The 26087-nt window shown below is 77.6% G+C and carries 24 protein-coding genes; 8 read left to right on the forward strand and 16 right to left on the reverse strand.

Features of this window, described 5'->3' with window-relative positions; all coding sequences use genetic code 11:
* Positions 1 to 36: 36 nt before the first annotated feature.
* Positions 37 to 1428: a zinc-dependent metalloprotease gene (locus tag JOD57_RS07745; RefSeq protein ID WP_204691346.1), complete on the forward strand. Its 1392-nt coding sequence runs from the start codon at positions 37 to 39 to the stop codon at positions 1426 to 1428.
* A 13-nt stretch (positions 1429 to 1441) separates the two neighbouring features.
* Here JOD57_RS07745 and JOD57_RS26750 read toward each other — a convergent pair whose 3' ends face one another.
* Positions 1442 to 2035, reverse strand: a complete 594-nt coding sequence (locus tag JOD57_RS26750) for a M48 metallopeptidase family protein (RefSeq protein ID WP_307824548.1) — start codon at positions 2033 to 2035, stop codon at positions 1442 to 1444.
* Positions 2036 to 2401: 366 nt separating this feature from the next.
* Between JOD57_RS26750 and JOD57_RS26755 the strand changes: the two genes are divergently transcribed.
* From JOD57_RS26755 to JOD57_RS07765, 3 genes are all read left to right on the forward strand, one after another.
* The gene (locus JOD57_RS26755) at positions 2402 to 2554 is read left to right on the forward strand and encodes a DUF5679 domain-containing protein (RefSeq protein WP_012950213.1); all 153 of its coding nucleotides are present in this window, start codon (positions 2402 to 2404) and stop codon (positions 2552 to 2554) included.
* Positions 2555 to 2697: 143 nt separating this feature from the next.
* Positions 2698 to 3756 (forward strand): ThiF family adenylyltransferase, encoded by a 1059-nt coding sequence (locus tag JOD57_RS26180; protein ID WP_204691347.1) that lies wholly within the window; start codon positions 2698 to 2700, stop codon positions 3754 to 3756.
* Between the two features lie 59 nt (positions 3757 to 3815).
* Entirely contained in the window at positions 3816 to 5138 is a 1323-nt protein-coding gene (locus JOD57_RS07765; RefSeq protein WP_204691348.1) for an ABC1 kinase family protein, read from the forward strand.
* A 105-nt stretch (positions 5139 to 5243) separates the two neighbouring features.
* On the opposite strand, the gene JOD57_RS07770 is transcribed toward JOD57_RS07765, so the two are convergent.
* The 4 genes from JOD57_RS07770 to JOD57_RS07785 form a co-directional block, all read right to left on the reverse strand.
* On the reverse strand, positions 5244 to 5408 hold the full coding sequence (locus tag JOD57_RS07770) for a hypothetical protein (RefSeq protein ID WP_204691349.1): 165 nt from the start codon (positions 5406 to 5408) through the stop codon (positions 5244 to 5246).
* Between the two features lie 74 nt (positions 5409 to 5482).
* Positions 5483 to 5830, reverse strand: a complete 348-nt coding sequence (locus JOD57_RS07775; RefSeq protein WP_372440238.1) for a WhiB family transcriptional regulator — start codon at positions 5828 to 5830, stop codon at positions 5483 to 5485.
* A 141-nt stretch (positions 5831 to 5971) separates the two neighbouring features.
* Complete coding sequence (locus JOD57_RS07780) at positions 5972 to 6370, reverse strand: hypothetical protein (protein WP_204691350.1); 399 nt, start codon at positions 6368 to 6370, stop codon at positions 5972 to 5974.
* Between the two features lie 192 nt (positions 6371 to 6562).
* Positions 6563 to 8605 carry an ATP-dependent helicase gene (locus tag JOD57_RS07785; protein WP_204691351.1) on the reverse strand — a complete coding sequence of 681 codons (2043 nt, stop codon included), beginning with the start codon at positions 8603 to 8605 and terminating at the stop codon, positions 6563 to 6565.
* A gap of 201 nt (positions 8606 to 8806) precedes the next feature.
* Between JOD57_RS07785 and JOD57_RS07790 the strand changes: the two genes are divergently transcribed.
* The 3 genes from JOD57_RS07790 to JOD57_RS25250 all read left to right on the forward strand — a co-directional run bounded on the left by JOD57_RS07790 (position 8807) and on the right by JOD57_RS25250 (position 10519).
* Positions 8807 to 9070 carry a mycoredoxin gene (locus JOD57_RS07790; RefSeq protein ID WP_204691352.1) on the forward strand — a complete coding sequence of 88 codons (264 nt, stop codon included), beginning with the start codon at positions 8807 to 8809 and terminating at the stop codon, positions 9068 to 9070.
* Between the two features lie 124 nt (positions 9071 to 9194).
* Positions 9195 to 9863: an ANTAR domain-containing protein gene (locus JOD57_RS07795; RefSeq protein ID WP_204691353.1), complete on the forward strand. Its 669-nt coding sequence runs from the start codon at positions 9195 to 9197 to the stop codon at positions 9861 to 9863.
* A 344-nt stretch (positions 9864 to 10207) separates the two neighbouring features.
* Positions 10208 to 10519 (forward strand): nucleoside/nucleotide kinase family protein, encoded by a 312-nt coding sequence (locus tag JOD57_RS25250; RefSeq protein ID WP_239568261.1) that lies wholly within the window; start codon positions 10208 to 10210, stop codon positions 10517 to 10519.
* An 83-nt stretch (positions 10520 to 10602) separates the two neighbouring features.
* Here the strand turns inward: JOD57_RS25250 and nudC are convergent, their stop codons facing one another.
* The 6 genes from nudC to JOD57_RS07835 all read right to left on the reverse strand — a co-directional run bounded on the left by nudC (position 10603) and on the right by JOD57_RS07835 (position 17508).
* Positions 10603 to 11562, reverse strand: a complete 960-nt coding sequence (nudC, locus tag JOD57_RS07805; RefSeq protein WP_204691354.1) for an NAD(+) diphosphatase — start codon at positions 11560 to 11562, stop codon at positions 10603 to 10605.
* Entirely contained in the window at positions 11559 to 12941 is a 1383-nt protein-coding gene (locus tag JOD57_RS07810) for a M16 family metallopeptidase (RefSeq protein ID WP_204691355.1), read from the reverse strand. Before JOD57_RS07810 ends, nudC begins: the two co-directional genes overlap by 4 nt.
* On the reverse strand, positions 12938 to 14248 hold the full coding sequence (locus JOD57_RS07815; protein WP_204691356.1) for a M16 family metallopeptidase: 1311 nt from the start codon (positions 14246 to 14248) through the stop codon (positions 12938 to 12940). The genes JOD57_RS07810 and JOD57_RS07815 overlap by 4 nt, the downstream gene beginning before the upstream one ends.
* 71 nt (positions 14249 to 14319) lie before the next feature.
* Positions 14320 to 15210 (reverse strand): DUF2510 domain-containing protein, encoded by an 891-nt coding sequence (locus tag JOD57_RS07820; RefSeq protein ID WP_204691357.1) that lies wholly within the window; start codon positions 15208 to 15210, stop codon positions 14320 to 14322.
* 62 nt (positions 15211 to 15272) lie between these two features.
* The gene (locus JOD57_RS07825; protein WP_204695058.1) at positions 15273 to 15698 is read right to left on the reverse strand and encodes a hypothetical protein; all 426 of its coding nucleotides are present in this window, start codon (positions 15696 to 15698) and stop codon (positions 15273 to 15275) included.
* 397 nt (positions 15699 to 16095) lie between these two features.
* Entirely contained in the window at positions 16096 to 17508 is a 1413-nt protein-coding gene (locus JOD57_RS07835; RefSeq protein ID WP_204691358.1) for a M20/M25/M40 family metallo-hydrolase, read from the reverse strand.
* A 57-nt stretch (positions 17509 to 17565) separates the two neighbouring features.
* On the opposite strand from JOD57_RS07835, the gene JOD57_RS07840 reads away from it, so the two are divergent.
* Positions 17566 to 18402 (forward strand): alpha/beta fold hydrolase, encoded by an 837-nt coding sequence (locus JOD57_RS07840; protein WP_204691359.1) that lies wholly within the window; start codon positions 17566 to 17568, stop codon positions 18400 to 18402.
* 4 nt (positions 18403 to 18406) lie between these two features.
* Here JOD57_RS07840 and JOD57_RS07845 read toward each other — a convergent pair whose 3' ends face one another.
* Genes JOD57_RS07845 through JOD57_RS07865 form a run of 5 tightly spaced genes read right to left on the reverse strand, consistent with a single transcriptional unit; the run spans position 18407 to position 26087 of the window.
* On the reverse strand, positions 18407 to 18901 hold the full coding sequence (locus JOD57_RS07845; RefSeq protein ID WP_204691360.1) for a GNAT family N-acetyltransferase: 495 nt from the start codon (positions 18899 to 18901) through the stop codon (positions 18407 to 18409).
* A 21-nt stretch (positions 18902 to 18922) separates the two neighbouring features.
* The gene (locus JOD57_RS07850) at positions 18923 to 22366 is read right to left on the reverse strand and encodes an ATP-dependent helicase (protein WP_204691361.1); all 3444 of its coding nucleotides are present in this window, start codon (positions 22364 to 22366) and stop codon (positions 18923 to 18925) included.
* Positions 22363 to 25551: an ATP-dependent helicase gene (locus JOD57_RS07855; RefSeq protein ID WP_204691362.1), complete on the reverse strand. Its 3189-nt coding sequence runs from the start codon at positions 25549 to 25551 to the stop codon at positions 22363 to 22365. The genes JOD57_RS07850 and JOD57_RS07855 overlap by 4 nt, the downstream gene beginning before the upstream one ends.
* Before the next feature lie 45 nt (positions 25552 to 25596).
* Positions 25597 to 25806, reverse strand: coding sequence for a hypothetical protein (locus JOD57_RS07860; RefSeq protein ID WP_204691363.1), 210 nt, complete (start codon positions 25804 to 25806; stop codon positions 25597 to 25599).
* Complete coding sequence (locus JOD57_RS07865; RefSeq protein ID WP_204691364.1) at positions 25803 to 26087, reverse strand: MGMT family protein; 285 nt, start codon at positions 26085 to 26087, stop codon at positions 25803 to 25805. Before JOD57_RS07865 ends, JOD57_RS07860 begins: the two co-directional genes overlap by 4 nt.

The raw sequence follows: 26087 nt of genomic DNA on the forward strand, positions 1-26087 counted from the left end.
GCTCCGGTGGGGTGATCACGCGTCTACCGTGGGGGCATGAGCGACCTGCCGTTCGGCTTCGGGATGTCCGACCGCGACCCCGAGCGCCGTGACCAGCCGGGCTCGAACCCCGCCGACCCCTTCGGCTTCGGTGCGCTGTTCGGCGCCGGTGGTGCCGGGGGCGGCACGCCCGAGGAGCTGCTGGGCAAGATGCCGCTGTTCGCCGAGCTGCAGAAGCTCATGAACTGGTCCGGCGGCCCGGTCAACTGGGACCTCGCCCGCCAGGGCGCGATCAGCGCGCTGGCCACCGGCACCCAGCCCACGTCGGAGGCCGAGCGGGCCGCCGTGGCCGAGGCGCTGCGGCTGGCCGACCTGTGGCTGGACCAGGCCACCGACCTCCCCTCCGGGGTCGAGCGCACGCTGGCCTGGTCGCGCGTGGACTGGGTCGAGCAGACGCTGCCGGCCTGGAGCGCGCTCATCGACCCGCTGGCCGAGAAGGTCGTCGCCGCGATGACCAGCGCGCTGCCGCAGGAGGCCATGGCGATGGCCGGCCCGCTGGCCGGGATCATGGGCCGGATGGGCGGACTGATGTTCGGCGCCCAGGTCGGCCAGGCGTTCGGCCGGCTCGCCGGCGAGGTCCTCACCGGCACCGAGGTCGGCCTGCCCCTGGCGCCGGCCGGCGCCGGCGCGCTGGTGCCGCAGAACGTGGCCGCCTTCGCCGAGGGCCTGGACCGGCCCGCCGACGAGGTGCGCCTGTTCCTGGCCCTGCGGGAGGCCGCCTCGCTGCGGCTGTTCGCGCACGTGCCGTGGCTGCGCCAGCAGCTGCACGACGCCGTCCACGCCTACGCCCGCGGGATCACCATCGACCGCGAGGCGATCGAGCGCGGGCTCACCGACGCGATGGGCTCGATGGGCGGCGGCTTCGACCCGTCCGACCCGGAGAGCATCCAGGAGCTGCTCGGCAGCGGGCTGCTCGAGCCGGAGGAGACGCCGGAGCAGCAGATGGCGCTGCGCCGGCTGGAGACGCTGCTGGCGCTGGTCGAGGGCTGGGTGGACGCCGTCGTCGCGGCGGCGGCCGGCGAGCGGCTGCCCGGGCACGACGCCCTGGCCGAGACCATGCGCCGCCGCCGCGCCTCCGGCGGCCCGGCCGAGCAGACCTTCGCCACCCTGGTCGGCCTGCAGCTGCGCCCGCGCCGGCTCCGCGACGCGGCCACCGTGTGGGGAGCCATGGCGCAGCGGTACGGCACCGCCGAGCGGGACCGGCTCTGGTCGCACCCCGACCTGCTGCCCACCTCCGAGGACCTCGACGAGCCGATGGACTTCGTCGCCCGCCAGGCCGTCGACGACGAGCTGCGCCGGCTCACCGCCGACGACGCCGGCCCCCGGACGCCGGAGACGCCGGGCGACGACACCGACGAGGGGCCGGACGGGGACGCCGCCGCCCGCTGAGCCGACCGCGGATTCAGTCGACCAGGTCGCCCGCGTCCTCGGCGTCACCGTTGTCGGCGGCGTCGGCGCGGGCGGACTCGACGCCCTCGAGGAAGCCGCGGGCCCGCTCCGCACGCGGGTACCGGGCCACCAGGGCCCAGAAGCGGGCGTCGTGGCCGGCCTCCAGCAGGTGGGCCAGCTCGTGCACCAGGACGTAGTCCACGACGTACTCGGGCATCGTGCGCAGCCGGCTGGACAGCCGGATGCTGCCGTCGGCGGGCGTGCAGGAGCCCCACCGCCGCTGCTGGTTGTCCACCCACCGGACGCTGGTCGGCCGGGGCACGTCGTCGAGGTGCGCGGCCGCCAGCGCGCGCGCCCGCGCCATGAGCTCGGCGTCCCCGCCCATCGACCGCCGCCGGCGCTCCTCGCGGGTCTGCAGCTTGGCCACCATCTGCGCCACCCAGCGCCGCTCCTCGGCCGGGGTGAAGGCCGCCGGGATGAGCACGATCGTCCGGCCCGACTCCCGGTAGGCGGTCACCGTCCGCCGGCGACGCGCGCTGCGGCGCACCTCGACCGGCCCCGGTGCGGAAAGGGGGCCGGAGGAGCGGTCGGAGGTCGAGCCGGGCACGCCTGGACCGTAGTCACCGCCGGCGGCGGGCGTACCCGCGGGCGCCACCCGCACGGGTACGAGTCGCACGGACGGTGGACAGCGCGCGCGGTCTGCCCGTCCACAGCGTCGCGGACGGTGTCCGTGCAGGTGGGAGCTGCGTCACCGGCGGGACGGCGGGCGGCGCGCCCACGCCGGTCCCCCGGATCCGCACAGCGACACGCCGCCGTGTCCCCACGCGCTCCACAGGCCCGTCCACAGGCTGTGGGTGCGCGGGCGGGACGGACCCGCCGGTCGCGCCGGACACCGGGGCCCGTCCGGGTAGCGTCTCCCGGCGACGGCGGCGCCCGGGACGGACGCCGAGCGGCCCGACGAGGAGGAGGCACCGTGGCGGAGAGCTACAACGGCTACTGCGTGAAGTGCAAGGAGAAGCGGGACTTCGACGGCGAGGTCAAGGTCAGCGAGTCCGGTCGCCGGATGGCCCAGGGCACCTGCCCCGTGTGCGGCACCAAGATGAACCGGATCCTCGGCAAGGCCTGAACGAAGGACTCCCCTGCAGGGGCTCGGACGGCGGCGTCCCGCACCGCGGGGCGCCGCCGTCCGCGTCCACGGCCTCGTGTCCGCGTCCACGGCCCTGTGGACAGCGGCAGCGGGGTGGGCCCGTCCGCTGCCACCCTGCCCCGGTGTCCGACACCGCCCACCCCCTCCTGCCCCCCGGCACACCGCTGCTGCGGCACGGGCCCGACGCCCTCCAGGTCGGCGGCGTCCAGGGCGCCGACGGCCTGCTGGTCGGCGCCGACCCGTCGCTGGTCGCGGGCCTGCTGCGCGGCCTGGACGGCCGGCGCGCCCAGCGGGCGGTCCTCGCCGACGCCGGCGCGGCCGGCCTGGACCCCGGCTCGGTCGGCCACCTGCTCGACGGCCTGCGGGCCACCGGCACGCTGGTCGACCTCGAGGCCGCCGACCTGCTCGCCTCCAACACCGGTCCGGCCGCCACGGCGCGCACCGCCGCCGAGCTGCCCGCCGCCCGCGACCGCGCCGGCACCTCCCGCTGGCGCGCCCGCCGGACGGCGTCGGTGGCGGTCGAGGGCGCCACACGGGTCGGCGTCCCGGTGGCGGCGCTGCTCGCGGCCAGCGGGGTGGGCCGCGTGGCGGTCCGCGACGACGGCACGGTGGACGCCGGGGACGCCGTCGTCGGCGGGCTGACGGCGGCCGACGAGGGGCGGCCCCGGGGCGTGGCCGCCGCCGACGCCGTCCGGCGCGCCAGCCCGCTCACCGACCTGCGGCCGCTGCCGGCGGGCGCCGTCCCCGACCTCGTCGTGCTCGCCCGGCCCTGGGCCGCCTCCGACCCGCTGGTGGCCGGGCTGCGCGACGCCGGGGTGGCGCACCTGGTCGCGACCGTGCGCGGGGAGACCGGCGTGGTCGGGCCGCTGGTGGTGCCCGGGGTGACCAGCTGCCTGCGGTGCGCCGACCTGCACCGGCGCGACGCCGATCCGCGGTGGCCGGTGCTGGCCGCCCAGCTCACCGGCGGCGCGGCCGCGCCGAGCGGCGCCACGCTCACCTGCTGGGCCACCGCACTGGCCGCCGTCCAGCAGGCGCTGGCCTACCTCGACGGCAGCGGCAGCCCGGCGGCGCTCTCGGCCGTCGTCGAGCTGCGGCCACCCGACCTGGTGCCCCGCCTGCGCCGGTGGCCGCCGCACCCGGGGTGCGGTTGCACCGGGACGACGCGGCCGCCGCGGTCCTGAAGGGACGCCGTCCACGGTCCCGTCAGCGGTGCAGGCGCTCCGCAGGGGACAATGGCACGGTGAGCGACGACGCACGGGGGATCCCGCGGGGCTCGATCTCGCGCAGCGCGCGACTGGCCTCGCTCCCCCTGGGGGCGGCCGGACGCGCCACGCTCGGCATCGGCAAGCGCCTGTCGGGCCAGCCGGCCGACGCCGTCACCGCGGAGCTGCAGCAGCGCACCGCCGAGCAGCTGTTCGCCGTCCTGGGCCAGCTCAAGGGCGGGGCGATGAAGCTGGGCCAGACGCTGTCGGTGTTCGAGGCCGCCGTGCCCGAGGAGATGGCCGCGCCGTACCGCGAGGCGCTGGTCAAGCTCCAGGAGGAGGCGCCGCCGATGCCGGTGCGCACCGTGCACGCGGTGCTCGCCCAGCAGCTCGGCGGCACGTGGCGGACCCGCTTCCGCGAGTTCGACGACGCCCCGGCCGCGGCGGCCAGCATCGGCCAGGTGCACCGCGCGATCTGGCGGGACGGCCGCGAGGTCGCCGTCAAGATCCAGTACCCGGGTGCGGCGACCGCGCTCATGGCCGACCTCAACCAGCTGGCGCGCTTCGCCCGGCTGTTCGCCGCCCTGTTCCCCGGCCTGGACGTCAAGCCGCTCATCGCCGAGCTCAAGGCCCGGGTGGTCGAGGAGCTGGACTACGGCCTGGAGGCCGACGCGCAGCGGCAGTTCTCCGCCGCCTACGCCGGCGACCCCGAGATCGTCGTCCCGCGGGTGGTCGCCAGCGCCCCCAAGGTGATCGTCTCCGAGTGGCTGGAGGGCCTGCCGCTGTCCCGGGTCATCACGGAGGGCACCCGGGAGCAGCGCGACCGCGCCGGTCACCTCATGGCGGTGCTGCACTTCTCCGCTCCGTGGCGGGCCCGCCTGCTGCACGCCGACCCGCACCCGGGCAACTTCCGGCTGGTCGACGGCGACCGCCTCGGGGTCATCGACTTCGGCGCCACCGCCCGGCTGCCCGACGGCCTGCCCGAGCCGATCGGCCGCCTGGTGCGGTGGGCGCTGGAGGGGCGTGCGGAGGACGTGCTCGCCGACCTGCGCGCGGAGGGCTTCATCCGTCCGGGCGTGCAGGTCGACGCCTCGGGGGTGCTCGACTACCTGCGGCCGATGCTCGAGCCGATCGAGCGCCACGGGTTCCGCTTCACCCGCGCGTGGATGCAGGACCAGGCCGCCCGCCTGGCCGACCCGCGCAGCGAGGCCAGCCGGCTGGGCCGCCAGCTGAACCTGCCGCCGGCCTACCTGCTCATCCACCGGGTGACGATCGGCTCGATCGGCGTGCTCTGCCAGCTCGACGCCGCTGCCGACTACCGCAGCGTCTGCGAGGAGTGGCTGCCGGGCTTCGCCGGCTGACCCGACCCCCGCGACGACGGAGGCCGGGTCCCGGACGCACCGGGAGCGTCCGGGACCCGGCCTCGGCCGGTCGGGGAGCGGCGCTCCCCCGGGTGGTGCCGTCCGTCAGCGGACGGCGGCGCTGGCGCGTGCGGCACGCCGGGTGGCGTACTCGGCGCGCCGGGCCCACCGGCGGGCGGCCCGCAGCCGGCGGACGCGGCCGGCGGTCTCGGCCTCGGCGCGCAGCTCGCGCAACCGGCTGGTGGCGAGGTCGTACTCGTACGTGTTCATCTCGGGTCCTCGGTGCTCGGCGGGCGTCGGTGCCCGCAGGGGGATCGGGTGTCGCTGTCGGGTGCCGTCCGCGGTCAGGCCGCGACGACCTTGCGGGGACGGCCCCGCGGGCGCTTGCGCGGGATGACCACACCCCGCTCGAAGATCTCGCCGCCCCAGACGCCCCACGGCTCGCCGCGGTCGAGCGCACCGGCCAGGCAGGCGTCGCGGACCGGGCACTCGCCGCACAGGACCTTGGCCTGCTCGAGCAGCGCGGGGCTCTCGGCGAACCACAGGTCCGGGTCGTCGGACCCGCGGCACGGCAGGGGGCGCCGCACCGGTGCCGGGGCCAGCGGCGTGTGCGGTGTCCTCGGGGTGGCGCCACCGGTCCGGGGGAGCCCGGGTCGGCGGTGGGACGTCGGGCGGGCGATCGTCTGCTGCACTGCCGCTCCTCCTCGTACTCGTCGTCTGCGCGGCCGGCGGGGCCCGCCGACCGGGTGGTCGGGGCCGGGTGCCGCGAGAAACGAAGAGGCCGCGGATCCCGGGTTCGGGTTCCGCGGCCTCGAGGAGGACCGGACGAGCGGCTAGCTCTGCGGTCTCCTCGAGGAGTGGATCCCGAGGGTGGTGCGCTGGTGGGTGGACTTCGGGTCGGTGGAGGCGGTGCCGATACCGAAGACGCCGGTGCCGACGACGCTGATACCGAGGACGCCGGTGCCGAGGACGCTGATACCGAAGGCGCCGGTGCCGGGGAGATCGGTGGAGGGGACGCCGACGGCGGGCAGACCGGTGCCGCGCACGGCGACGGTGGCGGCCGCCGAGCCGCTGCCGGTGAGGTCGAACGGCGTCATGGAGCGGACGACGGCGTACCGCGGGCGAGCAGACGGCACGACGCCGCCCAGCGGGCGGGCCTGCAGCGCACGCACGGCGAGCGCACCCGGGCCGGAGACCCCGGCGGGGGTGCCGATGCACGGAGTGCTGATCACAGGTACCCCTCCTCCCGGGGTCGGAGCCGGCGGTCGGGCCGGCTCGGTGTGGCGCGCCCGAGTGGGTTCCGTCAGGCGCAGACCGGACAGTAGGGGCGGTCACGGACCCGGCGCAACGCAATTAACGACGCCGTCCGCCACCCGTGGGACCCGCCGGTGCCGGCCCGTCCCGTCGGCACCGGCCGTGAGCGGTCAGCCGCTGACGGTGGCCAGGACCTCGTCGCCGTAGAGCTCGAGCTTGCGGGCGCCGACGCCCGGCAGTCCCGACAGCTCGTGCAGGCTGGCCGGCCTCGCCTCGGCGATGGCCTGCAGGGTGGCGTCGGTGAAGACGACGTAGGCCGGCACCGAGGCCGCCTGCGCGGTGCTGCTGCGCCAGGCGCGCAACCGCTCGAACAGCTCCCCCGCCTCGCCCTCGAGCACGACCTTGACCTTCTTGGCCTTGCGCGGCACGGGTGCCGCCGACGGCGTGGAGCCGGGCACCAGGCCCTCGAGGAACCGGCTGCGGGGCCGGGGCCTGCGGGCACCGGGGTTGCGCACCAGCGACCAGGAGAGGGTGAGCTGCTCGCGCGCGCGGGTGACGGCGACGTAGAGCAGCCGCCGCTCCTCCTCCACCGCCTCGGGCCGCGACAGGGACTGGGCGATCGGCAGCACGCCGTCGACCAGGCCGACGACGAAGACCGCGTCCCACTCCAGGCCCTTGGCCGCGTGCATCGAGGCGAGGGTGACGCCCTGGACGGTGGGCGCGTGCTGGGCGTCGGCCCGCTCGGCGAGGTGGGCGACGAAGCGCGGCAGGTCGACCGTCGGGTCCTCGGCGACGAGGTCGACGGCGAGGTCGACCAGCGCGGCCAGCGACTGCCAGCGGTCGCGTGCCGCGCCACCGGCCGGCGGCCGGTGCTCGACCCAGCCGGTCGAGGCGAGCACGTCGCGCACGGTGGGCACCAGCGCGCCCGGCTCGCTGCCGCCGGCGGCCGCTCCCCGCAGCAGGACGACGGCCTCGCGCACCTCCGGCCGCTCGAAGAACCGCTCGCCGCCCTTGAGGACGTAGGGGACGCCGGCGTCGGTCAGCGCCGACTCGTACACCTGCGACTGGGCGTTGATCCGGAACAGGACGGCGATCTCCGACGCCGGTGTCCCCGCCTCGACCAGCGCGCGGCAGGCCTGGGCGACGGCGGCGGCCTCGGTGGGCTCGTCGGCGTGCTCGAGGAAGCGCGGTGCGGGGCCCTCGGCGCGCTGACCGAGCAGCCGCAGTCCCGGCAGCCCCCGGCGCGGCGGCGCCTGGCCGATGAGCTTGTTCGCCAGTGCGACGACCTGGGGGGTGGACCGGTAGTCGCGCTCGAGCTTGACCACCTCGGCGTCGGGATAGCGGTCGGCGAAGCCGAGCAGGTGGTCGGGGTCGGCGCCGGTGAAGGAGTAGATCGTCTGGTTGGGGTCGCCGACGACGCAGACGTCGGCCCGCCCGCCGAGCCAGGCGTCGAGCAGCCGCTGCTGCAGCGGGTTGACGTCCTGGTACTCGTCGACGACGAAGGTGCGGTACTGCGCGCGCACCTGCCGGGCGACGTCGGGGTGCTCCTCGAGTGCGAAGGCGGTGACCAGCAGCAGGTCCTCGAAGTCCAGCGACCCGTCGCGCTGCTTGGCCGACTCGTAGGAGGCGTACACCCGGGCGACGGCGGCCGCGTCGAACGGCGGCTCCCGGCCCGCGGCCGCGGCCCGCTTCGGGTAGTCCTCGGGCGTGGCCAGGGTCGTCTTGGCCCACTCGATCTCGCTGGCGAGGTCGCGCAGGCTGGTGCGGTCGGTGGTCAGCCGCGCCCGCGTGGCAGCGGAGGCGACCACCCGCAGCTTGTTCTCGACCAGCGGCGGCAGCGGCCCGCCGAGCACGCGCGGGGCGAAGTAGCGCAGCTGGCGCATCGCCGCGGCGTGGAAGGTGCGGGCCTGGACCCCGCCGACGCCGAGGGCGGCCAGGCGGGTGCGCAGCTCCCCCGCCGCGCGGGCGGTGAAGGTCACCGCGAGCACCTGCTCGGGCACGAAGGCGCCGGTGTGCACGCCGTAGGCGATGCGGTGGGTGATCGTGCGGGTCTTGCCCGTGCCGGCGCCGGCGAGGATGCACACCGGTCCGGTGACCGCCTGCGCCGCCGTCCGCTGCTCCTCGTCGAGCCCGGCCAGCACCGCCTCGGCGCCGGCGGTGGAGGGCGCCGGAGCCCCGGCACCGCGTCCGGGTGCGTCGGCTGTCCGCGGCATGCGGTTCCCTCCTGAGGACGAGCACGGTGGTGGTCGGGGGGACCGCCCCCGATCCTCCCAGCCGGCACCGACGGACGGCGGGGACACCCCGGACCTGGGGACGACGGCCGGGGAGCACCGGGGAAGGTCCGCCGCGGTCGGGGCGTTGATCCCGCGGGACGCCGCGCGTCCGCACCGACCGACCCCCTGGGAGGACCTCGAGTGACTGCCGCACCCGCCGCCGTGACGATGTACACCACCACCTGGTGCGGGTACTGCGTGCGGCTCAAGAAGATGATGCAGATCGAGGGCATCTCCTACGCCGAGGTCGACATCGAGCGCGACGAGTCCGCCGCCGACGTCGTCATGCGCGCCAACGGGGGCAACCGCACCGTGCCGACCCTCGTCTTCGCCGACGGCAGTGCCCTGACCAACCCCAGCATCGACCAGGTGAAGGCACAGCTGGCGCAGCAGCCCGGCGCCTGAGACGGCGGGTGGTGCACGGTCACCGGCACCCGGCGGTGCATCATCGAGCCCTGGCGGGTCGCGACCGTGACCGCCCGACCGTCCCCGGCCCGCCCGGCCGGACCACCTCCCGGGAGCCGCTGTCGTGACCTCGGACGCCGTGCACCTCCCCGCCGTCGCCGCACCCGGCCCGCCCGCGTCCCCGGACGTGTCGGAGGACCGGCCGGCCGTCGTCGTCGCCCGCACCGGCCGCGGGTGGAGCGTGTTCGCGCCCGGGCGTGCCGAGGACGTGGGCGACCTGCTCGAGGGCATGTCGCTGGCCGACCTCGTCGCCGAGGAGCTCGGCTCCCCCGCCGAGCCCGACCGCACCGCCCGCCGGGCCGCCCGGGGTGCGGGCGCCGAGGAGCTCCCGGCCGATCCGCGCGAGGCCCGGATCGCCGCGCTGGAGCGCACGGTCGCCCAGCTCGAGCACGCCCTGGCCTCCCGCGTGGTCACCGAGCGGGCCATCGGGGTGCTCGCCGAGCGGCACACCACCGCACCGCGGGCGGCCTTCGAGGCGCTGCGCGCCCAGGCCCGCTCGTTCGGCCGCCCCGTGCACGAACTCGCCGCCGAGGTGCTCGCGACGCTGGAGCGGCTGCCCGCCGAGCCGCCCCGACCGGGCGGTCACGTCGTCCCCCCGCCGGTCGCCGACGCGCCCGCCGCCGAGGCGGCGCCGTCCGCGCTCCCGCCCGCGCCGCGCAGGCACCCCGTCCGGCGGGTCGAGCGGGGCAGCACGCGCCCCGGCCCGGCGTCCCCCGCGGACGGCCGCCGCTGAGCGGACCGGAGCCGCTGACCCCGGGCGCGCTGGCCGACCGGCTGGCCGCCCTCCTCGCCGGGGTCGAGCCCCTGCCCGGGGCCGCCGCCGCACGGGTCGCCGTCGACGGTCCCGACGTCGCCGCTCCGGAGGCGCTCGCCGCCGCGGTCGCCGAGCGGCTGCCCGTCCTCGGCCGGCCCGCGGCCGTCGTCCCGGCCGCGGGGTTCCTCCGCCCCGCCTCGCTGCGCCTCGAGCACGGCCGCACCGACCCCGACGCCCGCTACACCGACTGGCTCGACACCGGGGCGCTGGCCCGGGAGGTCCTCGACCGGGTCGGCCCCGGCGGTCCCGGTGAGTACCTGCCGGTGCTGTGGGACGTCGCCCGGGACCGCGCCGCCCGCGTCGCCTACCGCCCGGCACCGCCCGGCGGGGTGCTGCTGGTGCCCGGGCCGCTGCTGCAGGGCGTCGGGCTGGCCTTCGACGTCGTCGTCCACCTGCGGGTGGCCCCGGCCGCACGCCGCCGGCGCTTCCCGGCCGGCCAGGCGTGGGAGCTGCCGGCCTTCGACCGCTACGACGACGAGGTCGACCCCGTCGCCCTGGCCGACGCCGTGGTGCTCGCCGACCGGCCGGAGCACCCCGCGCTGGTGCTCCAGGGCCGCTTCACGGGCCCGCGATGATCAGGGGACCTGATCCCAGCGCGTCCTCCCGCACGGTGCACGGTCAGGGAGGACGCTGCACGATCAGGGTCCCTGATCGTGGCTCAGCCGAGGTCGCCGGCCAGCCAGCGGTCGATGATGTGCCGGGCGATGGACACCGGCGGCGGCAGCGCCTCGGGACCGCGGCCGGAGGCGAGCTCCTCGCGGGTCCACCAGCGGGCCTCCTCGATCTCGGTGGGGTCCAGCCGCAGCTCCAGGTCGCCCTCGGCCCGCGCGACGAAGCCGAGCATCAGCGACTGCGGGAACGGCCAGGGCTGGCTGCTCACGTACCGGATGTCGGTGACCGCGAGGCCCACCTCCTCGGCCACCTCCCGGGCCACCGCGCCCTCGGCGGACTCCCCCGGCTCGACGAACCCGGCGAGGATGGAGAACCGCCCCGGCGGCCACACCGCCTGGCGACCCAGCACGCAGCGGTCCCCGCCGTCGTGCACCAGCATGATCACCGCGGGGTCGGTGCGCGGGAAGAGCTCGACACCGGTCACCGGGTCGCGCTGCACCCAGCCGGCCCGCTCGATGGTGGTGGGGGCACCCGAGAGGGGGCTGAACCGGGCGCGCTCGTGCCACTCGAGGATGCCGATCGCCTCGGCGAGCAGGCCGGCGTCGAGGTCCCCGAGGTCGGCGCCGACCTCCCGCAGCCCGGACCAGCTGTCCACCGGCCGGCCGTTGACCGCCAGCGCGCGCTCCCCGCGGACCGCGGCGTAGGGCACGCCGTCGGCCTCGCCGAGGTAGACCGCGCCGATCGGCAGCGTGGGCTGCTCGTCCCACACCAGCGACGGGCCGTCGTCCCCCTCGTGCACGGGCACCGTGCGGCGCTCGTCGACGGTGAGCACCCGCACCGGCCGCCCGCCGGTGGGGTCGGGCAGCGCGCGGGACAGGTGCGCCCGGTCGTGCGCCGAGCGGGACAGCACGGGCACGGCACCGGTCGTCGGCGGCGTGCCGGCCGGCCACTGGTCGCGGGTCGGCGCGACGTCGGCCGGGGTGCTGCCGCCCGGCGGGACGCTCACGCCGGCTCCGGTGCGGTCGCGGCGGCGCTGGCGGTGACGTCGACCGGGCCGAGGGCGCGCAGCGCGTCGGTGACCCGCTCGGCGTCGCCGACGACCACGCCGGTGAGCGTGGCCGGCGCCAGGTACCGGCGGGCGGCCTCCTGCACCTGCTCGACGGTGACCTCGGCCAGCGCGCGCTGGTGCTCGGCCAGCCACTCGGCCGACAGGCCCGAGCCGGCCAGCGCCGAGAGCGTGCCGGCCAGCCCGGCGTGCGTCGCGGTGGACAGCGCCATGCTGCCGAGCACGTAGCGGCGGGCGGCGTCCAGCTCGGCGTCGGTGACCGGGGCCAGCGCCATCCGGCCGAGCTCGGCCCAGGTCTCCAGGAACGCCGGGCCGGTGACCTCCGTGGCGACGTCGGCCTCGACGAGGAAGGAGGAGGCGGCCGCGAGGTGGTCGACGGCGCTGCGCGGGCTGTAGGAGTAGCCGCGCCGCTCGCGGATGTTCTCGACCAGCCGCGAGGAGAAGTAGCCGCCGAAGACCATGCTGGCCAGCCGGACGGCGGGCAGGTCGGGGTCGGTGCGGCCGGGGGCCGGCCCGCCGAGGCGGATGTTGGACTGCACCGCGCCGGGCCGGTCGACCACCTCGAGGTGGCCGGCCGCCAGCGTCGGGGCCGGCGGGGCGACGGCCGCGGTGCCCTCACCGGTCCACTCCCCCAGCGCGGCGGCGACGGCGTCGGTGGCCGCGGCGGTGTCGAGGTCGCCGACGAGCACCAGCGTGCTGCCGGCGGGCAGCACCCGCTCGCGGTGCAGCCTGCGCAGCGCGGCGGCCCCGACCCTGCCGACCAGCTCGGGCGAGGGCAGCTGGGCGGCGTAGGGGTGGGTGCCGTAGCGGCGGGCGGCCAGCGCGGTCCGCGCGATCACGCCGGGCTGGGAGCGGGCGATGGCGATCCGCTCGGCCACCCGGTCGCGCTCGGCGTCCACCCGGTCGGTCGGGTAGGCCGCCCGGGTGAGCACCTCGGCGAGCACGCCGAGGACGGGCGCGAGCCCCTCGGACAGCAGCGTCGTGGAGAACAGCAGCCGGTCGGGGTCGGCGGCCACCGACAGCTCGGCGCCGTGGCCCTGCAGGAGCTCGGCGATCCCCGTGGCGTCGTGCCGGTTCGTCCCGAGCAGGACCGCGCCGGAGAGCACCGAGGCCCGGGCGGTGTGCTGGGCGGCGCCGCGCGGCGAGGTGGCGGCGAACGGCACGCGCAGCCGCAGCTCCACCAGCGGGACGCCGGGCCGCGGGACGACGACGACGGTCAGCCCGCTGGGCAGCGTCGTCGTCGCCACCTCGGGGACCGGCTGCGGGCGGGGTTCGCCGAGCGGCGGGACGAGGTCGAGGTCGAGCACCGGCGCGCTCACCGGGCACCCCCGGTGGCGCGCAGCTCGAGCACCGCCGCGGTGCCGGGATCGAGCCCCTTCGCGGCGGCCTGCACCTGGTCGGGGGTGACCGCGGCCAGCCGGGCGGCGAGCTCGCCGGCCAGCTCCGCGCGGCCGTGCACCAGCTCGGCGGCGGCGAAGCCCAGGGTGCGGCCGAGCACCGAGTCGGCCTGGCGCAGCAGCTGGGCGCTCGTGCGGGCCTGGACCCGGGTCAGCTCCTCCGGCTCGACGCCCTCGGCGGCCACGCGGCCGATCTCGTCGTGCACCGCGGCCAGCACGTCGGCGACGGGCACCGCGGCCGGGTGGTGCACCTGCGTGGTCAGCAGGGTGGCGTCGCGGACGTCGAACGGGTCGCCGAACAGGCCCACGTAGCTGCTCTGCGCCACCGCCAGCCGGTCGTCGTGCACCAGCCGGCGCTCCAGCCGCGAGGCGTCGCCCTCGCTGAGCAGCTCGGCCAGCAGCACGGTGCCGAGGTAGGTGTCGAGGTCGCCGACCGGGTCGGGCACCCGCCAGCCCAGCGCGACGGCGGGGGCCGGGGCGAGCCGGTCCTCGACGACGCCGGAGCGCACCTGCGTCGGGGAGGGCTCCCCGGTGTAGGGCGTCGGGGGCACGTCGCGGGCCTCCACCGGGCCGAACCAGCGGCGCACCAGCCGCTCGGTCTCGCCGACGTCGAGGTCGCCGCCGATGCACAGGACGGCGTTGCCCGGGGCGTAGTAGCGGGAGAAGAAGTCGGTGGCGTCGGCGACCGTGGAGCTCTCCAGGTCGACGAAGGAGCCGTAGCCGTCGTGGGTGTTGGCGAAGCTCTCGAAGGCCAGCTGCGGCAGCTGCAGCCAGGGGAAGGCGCCGTAGGGCCGGTTGAGCACGTTGACCCGGATCTCCTCCTTGACCACGTCGATCTGGTTGCGGAGGTTCTCCGCGGTGATCGCCGGGGCGGCCATCCGGTCGGCCTCGAGGAACAGCGCGCGCTCGAGCGCCTCGGCCGGCAGCGCCTCGTAGTAGTTGGTGTAGTCCTGGTGCGTCGAGCCGTTGAACGTGCCCCCGGCGGCCTGCACCAGGCGGGCGTGCTCCATCTTCGGCACGTGCGCCGAGCCCTGGAACATCACGTGCTCGAAGAGGTGGGCGAACCCGGTGCGGCCCTCCGGCTCGTTGCGCATGCCCACGTCGTAGAAGACGGTCACGGCGACGACCGGCACGCTGCGGTCGGGCGCGAGGACGACCCGCAGCCCGTTGTCCAGCGAGAAGCGCTCCACCGGGTGCCGCACGGTCAGGTCGGCCCCAGCTGTTGTCACGCACCGACACTAACCACGCCGCACCACCGCGCGCCGGGCGCCCGACGGGCCGGGCCCGGGGGACCGCCGTGTCAGAGCACGTCGACGCCGGCGACCACGCGGTCGATGACGCCGTAGAGCTCGGCGTGCGTGTCGGGGACGGAGACGTAGAGCAGCGCCGGGTCGGGCCGGCCGACGTCGATCACGAGCAGCGCGGCCCGCTCGCCGGTGGAGTCGTACCCCTCGACGTCCCAGGTCAGCTGGAACTCGATGAGGTGGGCGTTCGCGCCGTCGACGGTGAGCGCCTCGTCGCGCAGGACCTCGCGCTCGTTCGGGTACGGGTAGTAGGCCACGCGGACGCGGTCGGCCAGCGCCGTCACCGTCGCCTGCTCGCTGCCCGGGCCGGTCCAGCCGTAGCCGGGCGACACCGGGCCGGAGGTGCACTGGGCGATGAAGACCCCCGCGGGCGTCTGCTCCTGGGTGGTGAAGTACTGACCGGCGGTCGTGCGGGTCTCCGCCATGGGGCGGAGGTCGTACTCGTACCAGCCGTTGCCGAGGAAGGGGTAGGAGATGCCCGCCTCCTCGTCGACGATCCGCACGGTGCCCGGCGGGAAGGTCGGGCCGGCCGGCGGGTCGTCGAGCGGCGGGTCGGCGACGGTCGTGTCGCTGCCCCCGGACAGGCCGACGACGAGCGCCACGACGACCACGACCACCACCGCCAGCACCCCGCCGGCGACCAGCCGGGCGGTGCGCGCCCGGGCGGCCGGCCGCGGCGGCGCGGCCTGCCACGGGCTCCCGTCCGACGGGGCGAGCGGCGGGCGCGGGGGCGCGGTCACCGGTGCGGCCCGGACCGCGACGCCGGGGCCGGCCGGCGTCGTGACGTCGGACCAGCCGCCGCCGTCCCACCAGCGCACCATCCCGGCGGCACCGTCCGGATCGGGGTACCACCCTGCCGGTGCGCTCGGCTGCCCAGACCCCGTCACGCGGTCAGCGTAGGACCGCGGACCCGCCGGTCCGCGTCACCCGGCAGCGGGAGTCGGCCGGGTCAGCTGTAGCCGCGGTCCCCGTTGCTGCCCCACCAGCTGAGCAGGGCGCGGAGCCCGTCCTCGCCGCCGCCGCGCTGTTCGGCGACCGAGTAGGTGCCGAGGTCGTCCCACGTCCAGGCGAGCACGGAGTCGCCGTCGTCGTCGACCCAGCAGGCCAGCCGGCCGACCTCGACCTCGCCGGTGTCGGCACCGGTGCCGGCGCCGGGATCGACGACCGGCAGCCACCCGCTCGGGCCCGGCCCGTCCACGGTGGATCCGCAGTCGGTCCGTGACCCGAGCCGCCCCAGCTGCCGGCGCTCGACGTCGGCGGACAGCGCCGCGGCGGCGCCGTCGCCCTCGTGGGCGGTGGCGGTGGTGCTGGTCGGCCCGTCCTCGACCGCGGGGCAGGCCACCTGCCGCAGCACGCCGTCGGCGGGTTCCCGCACCGTGCAGCCGGCCGGGTCGACGCCGTCGGCGAGCCCGGCGGCGACCAGCCGCTGACCGGCGCCGGCCGCGGCGTCGGCCGCGTCGTCCGCGCTGACGGCAGCGAGGCGAGGTCCTCCCCCTCGACCAGCCGCACGTCGAGGAACAGCTGGCCGTCGATCTCCCCGAAGCGGTGGATGGGGACGACGTGCGGCTCGTTGAGGCGGGCGGCGATGCGGGCCTCGCGGCGGAAGCGCTCGCGGAAGCCCTCGTCGGCGGCCCACTGCGGGTGCAGGACCTTGAGGGCGACGTCGCGCTCGTGCTCGTCGTCGTGCGCGCGCAGCACCTGGCCCATGCCGCCGCGGCCGAGCACCCCGAGCAGCCGGTAGGGACCGAAGCGCCCGCCCTCCTCCGGGGCGGTCACCGGGCGGGCGCGCCGGCGAGCTCGCGCCACAGGTGCGCCGCCGCCTCCGCGCCGCGGTACAGCATCGGCAGCAGCACCCGCTCGTTCGGGGAGTGGATGCGGTCGGTGGGCAGGCCCGCGCCGAGGAAGACCAGGGGGGCGCCGAGCACCTCGACCAGGTCGGCCTCGGGGCCGCTGCCGCCCTCGCGGGTGAACAGGACGTCGGCGGGGTCGGTGTCGAAGGCCTGCCCGATGGCGCGCAGCAGGGCGTCCACGTGCGGCGAGTCGAGGTCGCTGGCGCACGGGGCGACACCGCCGGGCGGGGTGCGCACGTCGGCCTCGATGCCCTCGGGCAGGTGCCCCTCCACCCACTGCCGGAGCCGCGGGCCGACGTCCTCGGGGCGCTGGTCGGCCACCAGCCGGAAGGTGAGCTTGGCGTGCGCCTCGGCCGGGACGATCGTCTTGTGGCCGGGGCCGGTGTAGCCGCCCCACACGCCGTTGACCTCGGCGGTCGGGCGGGCGCCGATCCGCTCCAGCGTGCTGTGGCCCGCCTCCCCCGCGGTCGCCCGGGAGGCGGCGGGACCGGCGAGCCAGGCGGCCTCGTCGAAGGGGACGCGGGCCATCAGCTCCCGCTCGCGGTCGGTGAGCGGCCGGACCTCGTCGTAGAAGCCGGGCAGCGTGACCCGGCCCTGGTCGTCGTGCAGGGCGGCGAGCAGCCCGGCCATGGCGTGCAGCGGGTTGGGCACGCCGCCGCCGAAGGAGCCCGAGTGCAGGTCGACGGCGGGCCCGCGCAGGGTGATCTCGGCGTCGGCGAGGCCGCGCATGGCGACGACGGCGCTGGGCACGTCGGGTGCGGCCATGCCGGTGTCGCTGACGACGACGACGTCGCAGGCCAGCCGGTCGGCGCGCTCGCGGAGCAGGTCGGCGAAGTGCGGGGAGCCGGACTCCTCCTCGCCCTCGACCAGCAGCTTGACCGTGACGGCCGGGGCGTCACGGCCGGTGGCGGCCAGGTGGGCGCGGATGCCGAGCAGGTGCATCGCCACGTTGCCCTTGTCGTCGATGGCGCCGCGGGCGTGCAGCTCCGGGCCGTCGGGACCCTCGACGCGGGTCGGCTCGAACGGCGGGTGCTCCCACAGCTCGGGCGGGTCGACCGGCTGCACGTCGTGGTGGCCGTAGACCAGGGCCACCGGCGCGCCGGGGTCGGCCGCGGGCCACTCGGCGTAGACGGCCGGCGCCCCGGCGGTCCCCCACACCTCGACGACGGGGAAGCCGGTGCGCCGCAGGGCCGCGGCCAACCACTCGGCGCTGGCGGCGACGTCGGGGGCGTGCGCGGGGTCGGCGGAGATCGACGGGATGCGCAACCAGGCGTCGAGGTCGGCGTGCAGGTCGTCGAGGTGGGCCTGCACGTACACGCGTTCCGGGCTCGTCATGAGCGCCGACGGTAGCGGGCGCGGGAGCCGGGTCCGCGGCACGGCTACGGTCCGACCATGGCCGGAGAACTGCTGCGCGTGGACGTCGGCGACCTGACCCTCGACGTGCGGGTCGACGGACCGGAGGACGGGCGGCCGGTGCTGCTGCTGCACGGCTTCCCCGAGACGTCGCTGTCCTGGGCGGCCGTGACGCCGCGGCTGGCCGAGGCGGGGCTGCGGACCCACGCCGTCGACCAGCTCGGCTACTCCCCCGGCGCCCGGCCGGCCGAGGTGGAGGCCTACGCGCTGACCAACCTCGCGCAGGTCACGGCGGACCTCATGACGGCGATGGAGGTGCCGGTCGCCGACGTCGTCGGGCACGACTGGGGCGCCAACGTGGCGTGGGCGCTGGCCGCCTGGCACCCCGACCGGGTGCGGTCGCTCACCGCGGTCTCGGTGCCGCACCCGACGGCGTTCACCGCCGCCTTCCGCAGCGACCCCGAGCAGCAGGAGCGGTCGGCCTACATCCGGTTGTTCTGGCAGGCGGGCAAGGCCGAGGAGGTGCTGCTGGCCGACGACGCCCGGCGGCTGCGCCGCATGTACGGGGACGCCGTCGACCCGGAGGCGATCGACGAGTACGTGGCGGTGCTGTCGGCGCCGGGCGCGCTGACCGCCGCGCTGAACTGGTACCGGGCGATGAGCTCGGCGACGCCGGTGGACGACGTCGCCGTGCCCACCACGTACGTGTGGAGCGACGCCGACGTGGCGATCGGCCGGACCGCCGCCGAGGCCTGCGCGGCGCACGTGACCGGCGACTACCGCTTCGTCGAGCTGCCCGGCGTCAGCCACTGGATCCCCGAGCAGGCACCCGACGCGCTCGCCGCCGCGATCCTCGACCGGGTCGCGTCCAGCTGAGCGGTCACAGCAGCCGGTAGTAGCGCACCAGCGGCAGCGCGGTGAAGCCCGCGGCCTCGTAGGTGCGGCGGGCGGGGGCGTGCCCGGGGTCGCCGCCGGTGCCGATGGCGGCGAGCCGCACCCCGGCGTCCCGCAGCACGGCCAGGCCGGCCTCCAGCAGGCGGGTGCCGGTGCCGCGCCGCTGGGCGGCGGGGTCGACGGCGAGCATCTCGACCTCCCCGCTGCCGGGTTCGTCGTGCGCCTCGTCGTGGACGACGACGGCGACGAACCCGACCGGTCGGCCGTCGTCGGCGGCCACCAGCACCTCCACCGCGGGGTCCCGGAGCACCCGCTCCACCGCCGCGGCCTGCGCCGTCCGCCAGTCGGGGTACAGCTGCCGGTACACCGCCGGCCCGAGGACCGCCTCGAAGGAGGCGAACACCGGCGCCCACGCGCGCAGCGACAGGGCCACCACCGCGGGGAGGTCCGCGTCGGTCAGGTCCCGGATCTCGACGGCCACACGGTCAGGCTGGTGGCCGCGTCAACCGGGTTCCGGGTACGCGACGAGCACGTCCTCGGGCAGCTCGTCCCCGGGCGGGTCGTCCTCCGGCGGCGGGGGCAGGTCGTCGTCCGGGGGCTCGGGGAGGTGCTCCCCGGCGGCCTCGCCGGTGACCAGGGCGAGCAGCCCGGCCTCGTCGAGCAGGTCGACCGGGCGCACGGTGACACTCGTGGCGACGTGGTGGAACCCGGCGCTGACCCGCTCGACCGGGACGCCGGCCAGCCGCGACCAGCCCAGCCGGTAGGCGGCCAGCTGCACCGCCGCAGCGGCCAGCTCCCCGCCCGAGGGCGGCGGGCCGGTCTTCCAGTCGATGACCTCGTAACCGCCGGCGCCGTCGCCGAAGACCGCGTCGATGCGCCCGCGCAGGGTCAGCGGGCCCAGCGGCGTCTCGAACGGCACCTCGACCTCGACCGGCTGCCGGTCGGCCCACTCGCCGGCGAGGAACGCCTCCTGCAGGTCGGTCAGCGCGCTGTCGGGCAGGGCGTCGGCGTCACCGGAGCCCGGCAGCTCGTCGAGGTCGAGCAGCCGGGAGGCGCCGAAGCGCTCCTCCAGCCAGGCGTGGAAGGCGGTGCCGCGGCGGGCCAGCGGCGCGGGCGCGGTGGGCATCGGCCGGCGCAGCCGGCGGGCCAGCCCCGCCGGGTCACGGCGCAGCGCGACGAGCTCGGAGACCGACAGGTGGCCGGGCAGCGGCACGTCGACGGTCGGGCGGGCGGCGCGGCGCCGCTCGCGCAGCAGCAGGTCGGCGTCGCGCACCCAGTCCTCGACCACCGGGTCGGCGGTGCCGAGGGGAGCGCCGGCGTCCAGCGGGTGCGGCGCGGCCCCGGCGACCAGCTCGGCGGCCGCGGTGAGCGCGCGGCGGCGGAGCGGGGAGAGCGGGTCGGCCGGCCAGACGCCCACCGGCCACTCCTCCAGCGCCGGGTTGGTCGCGCCCTCCTCCGGCCGCTCGGCCCACGCGACGACGACCCCGGCGCCCGCGGTGCAGGACCGGCGGACGGTGTCGAGCAGCACCGAGGGCCCGCACGGCCTCACCCCGTCGCGCCACCAGCTGCCCGAGCAGACCAGCAGGTGCTTGGCGCGGGTGACCGCGACGTAGCCGAGCCGGATCTCCTCCGACGTGCCGAAGTCCTTCCACTCCTGCACGTAGTCCTCGAGCGCGGCCCGCACGGCGGCCTGGTCGCCGGAGCCGGGCACCGGCAGGCGCAGCTGCGGCAGCTCGGCACGGTCGGTGGTGCGCAGGTCGACCGGCACCGCGCCGGGGTCCCTGACCCACGAGTCGCTGGTGTCGGTGCGGGCCGGGAACTGGTCGGCGGTCAGGCCCGGCACCGCGACGACGTCCCACTCCAGGCCCTTCGCCGAGTGGCCGGTGAGCAGCTGGATCGACTCCGGGTCGACCGCCACCTCGCCGGGCTCGAGGCCGCGCTCGCGCTCCTCGGCGTCGCGCAGGTAGCCGAGGAACGCCGGCAGCGAGGGCAGCTCGGCCAGCTCGGTGAACTCGGCGGCCACGCCGTGCAGGGCGTCGAGGTGCGCCCGCGCCGCGCCGGGACTCACGCCCGGTGCGCTGCCCAGCTCGGTCTCCAGCCCCAGGGCGCGGGCCACCTCGTCGACCAGGTCGGGCAGCGGGTCACCGAGCCGGCCGCGCAGGTGCGCCAGCTCCCCGCCCAGCCGCCGCAGCCGGCGGTACGCGACGGCCGAGTAGGCCGACGGGTCGCCGAGGTCGTCGAGCGCCTCGACGAGGCTGCCGCGCTCCCCCGTGGTCCGGGCGCCGTCCTCGGCGTCGTCCTCACGGGCAGGGCGCCGCGCGCGCACCAGCGCCCGCGCCCGGGCCTCGAGAGCGGCGAGGTCGCGCGGGCCGATCCGCCAGCGGGCGCCGGTGAGCAGCCGCCCCATGGCGTCGCCGGCGGTGGGGTCGACCAGCACGGTCAGCGTCGCGACGACGTCGGAGACCTCGGGCACCTCGAGCAGCCCGCCCAGGCCGACGACGGTGACCGGCAGCCCGCGGGCGCGCAGGGCCGCGGCGATCCCCGGCAGCTGGCGGCGGGTGCGCACCAGCACCGCGGTGGTCGGCGGGCGGCCGTCGGGGCGCGGCGGCAGCGCCGGGTCCTCCCCGCGCCAGCAGGCGGCCAGCCGGTCGGCCAGCGCCTCGGTCTCCTCGGCCACCGTCGCGTAGAGCCCGGCGGTGACCAGGCCCCGTCCCGCCGTCGGCGCCGGGGTCAGGTCGGGCAGGGGCACGTCGGGGGCGGGCAGCAGCCCGGCGACGGCGTTGGCGACGGCGAGGACGGCGCCGTCGTTGCGCCAGCTCGTGGCCAGGGTCAGCCGCTCCGCCTCCCTCCCGCGGGCGCCGGGGAAGGTGCGGCCGAAGCGCTCGATCGTGCCGGCCGAGGCGCCGCGCCAGCCGTAGATCGACTGTCGCGGGTCGCCGACGGCGAGCACCGCGTGCCCGCTCGACCGGCCGAACAGCGCCTCGAGCATCCGCAGCTGGCCCACGCTGGTGTCCTGGTACTCGTCGAGCAGCACCACCGTCCAGCGGGCCCGCTCGCGGCGGCCCACCTCGGGCGCGCTCACCGCGATCCGCGCGGCCAGCGCCACCTGGTCGGAGTGGTCGATGGCCCCGGCGGCCCGCTTGCGCGCCTCGAACGCCTCCACCAGCGGCAGCAGGGCCACCCGGGCGCGCTGGCGGGCCAGCATCTCGAGCACCGGGGCGTAGGGACCGCGCTTGCGGGGCGCGTCGGGGTAGCCGGCGATCCGCGCCTGCAGCTGCGCGGTCCACTCGCGCAGCCGGGCCGGGCTGACGTCGTGCTCGCCGAGCTCGCCGGCCAGCGCGAGGACGTCCTCGACGGTGGTCAGCGGGGTGAGCGGGACCTCGTCCATGTCGCCGGTCCAGCCGTTCACCACGGCCGCCGCCTGTCCCCAGCACATGGCCGGGCCCAGCACGCCGGCGCCGGGCTCCACGCCGATCCGCAGGCCGTGCTCGGACACCAGCGAGGCGGCGTAGCCGTGGTAGGTCGACACCGTCGGCGCGGCCACGGCCAGCCGCTCCTGCAGCGCGGGGTCGGTCTCCCGGTGCCGGGCCAGCGCGCCCAGCCGGATCCGGATGCGCTCGTTGAGCTCGCTGGCGGCCTTGCGCGTGAAGGTCAGCCCGAGGACCGCGTCGGGCGCGACCAGCTCGTTGGCCACCAGCCAGCACACGCGCGCGGCCATCGTCTCGGTCTTGCCCGACCCGGCCCCGGCGACGACCACCAGCGGCCGGTCGGCCGGCGCGGACACCACCGTCGCCTGTTCCGGCGAGGGCGCGTAGGACAGCCCGCACCGTGTCGCGACCTCGGCGGGGGTGAGCAGCCGGCGCGGGCGGACCGGCTCGGGCGCGGACCCGAACAGGTCGTCGTCGAAGGAGAGCTGGTCGTCGGCGGTGGTCACCCGCCGACTCACGACGTGACCTGCCGGCCGCGCTCGTGCAGCGGGCAGCTGCGCCGCGCCGGGCAGCGTGCGCAGTGGCTGCCGGTGCGCACCGCGAACGTGGCCGCCCCCATGCCCTCGCCCACCTCGGCGACGAGCTCCCCGGCCCAGGTCCGGCCCACGGGCACCTCCGCCGGCAGCGGATCCTGCGCCTGCTCCTTGGCCTTCGCACCGGAGCCGACCTGCAGCAGCGCCGCACCGCCGGGCGCGCTGCCGTGCTCGCCGAACGCGCCGGCGGCCACGGCCACCTGGTAGGCGGCCAGCTGCCCGTGGGTGTCGATGTCCTTGGCGGCGCTGCGGCCGGTCTTGAGGTCGACGACGACCAGCCGTCCCGCGTCGTCGCGCTCCAGCCGGTCGACCTGCCCGCGGATGCGCGCGCGGCCCACCGTGACGTCGAAGTCGGCCTCGGCGGCCACGAGGTCGCGGCGGTTGCCGGCGTGCCAGCGCAGGAAGCGGTCGAGCATGTCGCGGGCGGCGACGCGCTGCCGCTGGTCGGCCCAGCCGGGCCCGAGGTCGAGGGCGTCGAGCTCGGTGGCCAGCGCGGCCGGGGCCTGCGCCGGCGGGAGGCCCTCGGCCACCTGCTGGGCGACCGCGTGCACCGCGGTGCCGACGGTGCGGGTGGCGTCCGGCGAGGCCTCGGCGCCGACCGCGCCCAGCACCCACTTCAGGGGGCAGCGCTGGAAGGTCTCGATCGCCGACGGGCGCACCCGCACCGGGTCGTCCCCGGGCACCAGCGGCGCGTCGTCCGACAGCGGCGCGAGACCCCACCAGTCGGCCGGGGAGGCGCCAGGGACGCCCTCGTCGGCCAGCCGGCGCAGCACCGCGGCGGCCGCCGAGCGGCGAGCCGGGTCGGTCTGCGGGTCGCTGACCGCCCGGCGCAGGTCGGCGACCAGCGCCGGCAGCCGCAGCGAGCGCGGCAGCGGGGTGAGCGGCCGCCCCTCCTCCGGCGGGGGGACGACCAGGTCGAGGAAGCGGGAGGCCGTGGCCCCGGCGTCCGGGCCGTCGAGCGCGCCCTCGACGGCGGTGACGACGAGCCGGCGGCGGGCCCGGGTGGCCGCGACGTAGAACAGCCGCCGCTCCTCGGCCAGCACCTGCGTCCGCCGGTCGACCGACGCACCGTCGATGCCGGCGACCCGCTCGACGAGCAGCTCGGTGCCCAGCAGCGTGCCGCGGTCGCGCAGGTCGGGCCAGATGCCCTCCTGCACGCCGGCGACGCAGACGAGGTCCCACTCCAGGCCCTTGGCCGCGTGCGCGGTGAGCAGCCGGACCGCGTCGGGCAGGCCGTCCCGGACGGCGCCGGTCAGCCCGTGCAGCTCCTGCGCCGAGAGGTGCTCGACGAAGGCGCCCACGGTGGCCGAGGGCAGCCGGTCGACGAAGCCGGCGGCGGCGTCGAACAGCGCGACGACGGCGTCGAGGTCGCGGTCGGCCACGGCGCCCGACGCCCCGCCGGCGGCGCTCGTGCGGGCCCAGCGCCCGGCCAGGCCGCTGCGCTGCCACATGGCCCACAGCACGTCCTCGGCCGAGCCGTCGCGCGCCAGCGCCACCCGGCCGGCGGCCAGCACCGCGGCGACCCGGCGCGCCGGGCGCGACACCGGCTCGGGCAGCTCCTCGAGCAGGGCGTCGTCGGCCAGCGCGGTGGCCAGCGGCGCGCCCCGCTCGTCGGCGTCGACCCCCCGCTGGGCCTGGGCGATCCGCACCGCGCGGCGCAACCGGCGCAGGTCGAGCACGGTGGCCCCGCCCAGCGGCGAGGCCAGCAGCGCCTCGGCGCCGGGCTCGTCGAGCACCAGCGCGCCGGGCTCGGTGCCCGGTCGCGGCAGCAGCGCGGTGAGCGCGGCCAGCAGGGGCGCGACGGCCGGCTGGGCGGCCAGCGGGAGGTCGTCGGCGGAGACCTCGACGGGGACCCCGGCCGAGCCCAGGGCGCGGCGCAGCGGGCCGATCGCCAGCGCGGTGCGCACCACCACGGCCATCTCCGACCACGGGAGGCCGTCGACGAGGTGCGCGCGGCGCAGGACGTCGGCGACGTAGGCGGCCTCGACGCTGGCCGAGGCGAACACGTGCACCTCCGCGGCGCCCTCCTCGGCGCCCGGGACGGCCTGCAGCCGGCGGTGCTCCCACGGTCCGGGCAGCGCCTCGGCGACCCGGCGGCTGACCGCGAGCAGCCCCGGTCCCGACCGGCGGCACACGCCCAGCGACAGCCGGCCGGCGGGCCGGCCGTCGACCGTGCGGAACCGGTCGGGGAACTCGACGATGCCCCGCGGCTCGGCACCGCGGAAGGCGTAGATCGCCTGGTCGGGGTCGCCGACGACGACGAGGTCGCCGCCGCCCCCGGCCAGCAGCTCGAGCAGCTCGACCTGCGCGGGGTCGGTGTCCTGGTACTCGTCGACGAACAGCCAGCGGGCCCGCTCGCGCTCCTGGCGCAGCAGCTCGGGGTCGTCCTCCAGCTCGGCGATCGCGGCGCGCACCAGCTCGGCGGGGTCGTACCCGGAGGCGTCGCCGCCGCCGGCCGTGGAGAAGGCGGTGACCGCCTCGTACTGCTCCTGGAACGCGGCCACGTGCTGCCACGCCTCGGTGCCGGTCTCCCGGCCCCAGTCGGCCAGGAGGTCGGGGCCGACCCCCCGCTCGGTGGCCCGCAGCAGCAGGTCGCGCAGCTCGCCGCGGAACCCGGCGGTGGCCAGCGCGGGCAGCAGCGACGCCGGCCAGCGCACCGCGCCCTCGCCGGCGAGGTCACCGCGCAGCAGCTCGGCGACGACGGCGTCCTGCTCGGCGGCGGTGAGCAGGCGGGGCGGGGCCTCCCCGCGCAGCAGCGCCGCCCGGCGCAGCACGCCGTAGGCGTAGGAGTGGAAGGTGCGGGCCAGCGGCTCGCGGATGGTGCGCGCCACCCGGGCGGTGATGCGGGTGCGCAGCTCGGCGGCGGCCCTGCGGCTGAAGGTCAGGACGAGGACCTGCTCGGGGTCGACGCCGCGGTCGATCCGCGCGGCGACCGCCTCGACGATCGTGGTCGTCTTGCCCGTGCCGGGCCCGGCCAGCACCAGCAGCGGCCCGCCCGCGTGGTCGACGACGGCCTGCTGCGTGGGGTCGAGCCGGGGCAGTCGCACCGGCGCCGGCGCCGGCTGCACGAGCCGGTACACCGGCGCTGCCTCGTCCCCCCGCAGAGCCACCCCTCGATGACACCACGTCTCGCCGACAGTCCCCCGTGGGGCCACTCAGGGTCCTCCAGCGGCAGCAGCATCGTGCCGGGGTGGTGGGCCGAGGTCGCCGCCGTCCGGCCGGAACCGGCAGCACGCGGCCAGCAGCGGGTCGGCGTCCACCTGCGACAGCGTGATCCGCTCGCCGCCCGAGTCGACGTCGAGCCACGTGGCGACGCGCAGCAGGGCGTCGGAGGGCCCCAGCGCGCGGAGGTCGACGTCCGTCACGGCCAGCCCACCGCCGCCAGGTCGACCCGACCGCCGCGCACCGGCACACCCTCGGCGGCCAGCAGCTCCAGCTGCCGGACCCGCACCGGCTCGGCGCAGGTCCCGTCGGCGCGCAGCACCCGGTACCAGGGCACCGCTCCCCCGCCGGCGGAGAGCGCGCGGGCCACCCGCCGTGGGCCGACGCCGACCAGCCGGCCGATCGCGCCGTACGTGCTCACCCGGCCCGGCGGGATCCGCTCGACGCAGTCGTAGACCGCCTCGTCGACGTCAGCGGCGTCCAC

This window comes from Geodermatophilus bullaregiensis (assembly GCF_016907675.1).
Taxonomy (GTDB): domain Bacteria; phylum Actinomycetota; class Actinomycetes; order Mycobacteriales; family Geodermatophilaceae; genus Geodermatophilus; species Geodermatophilus bullaregiensis.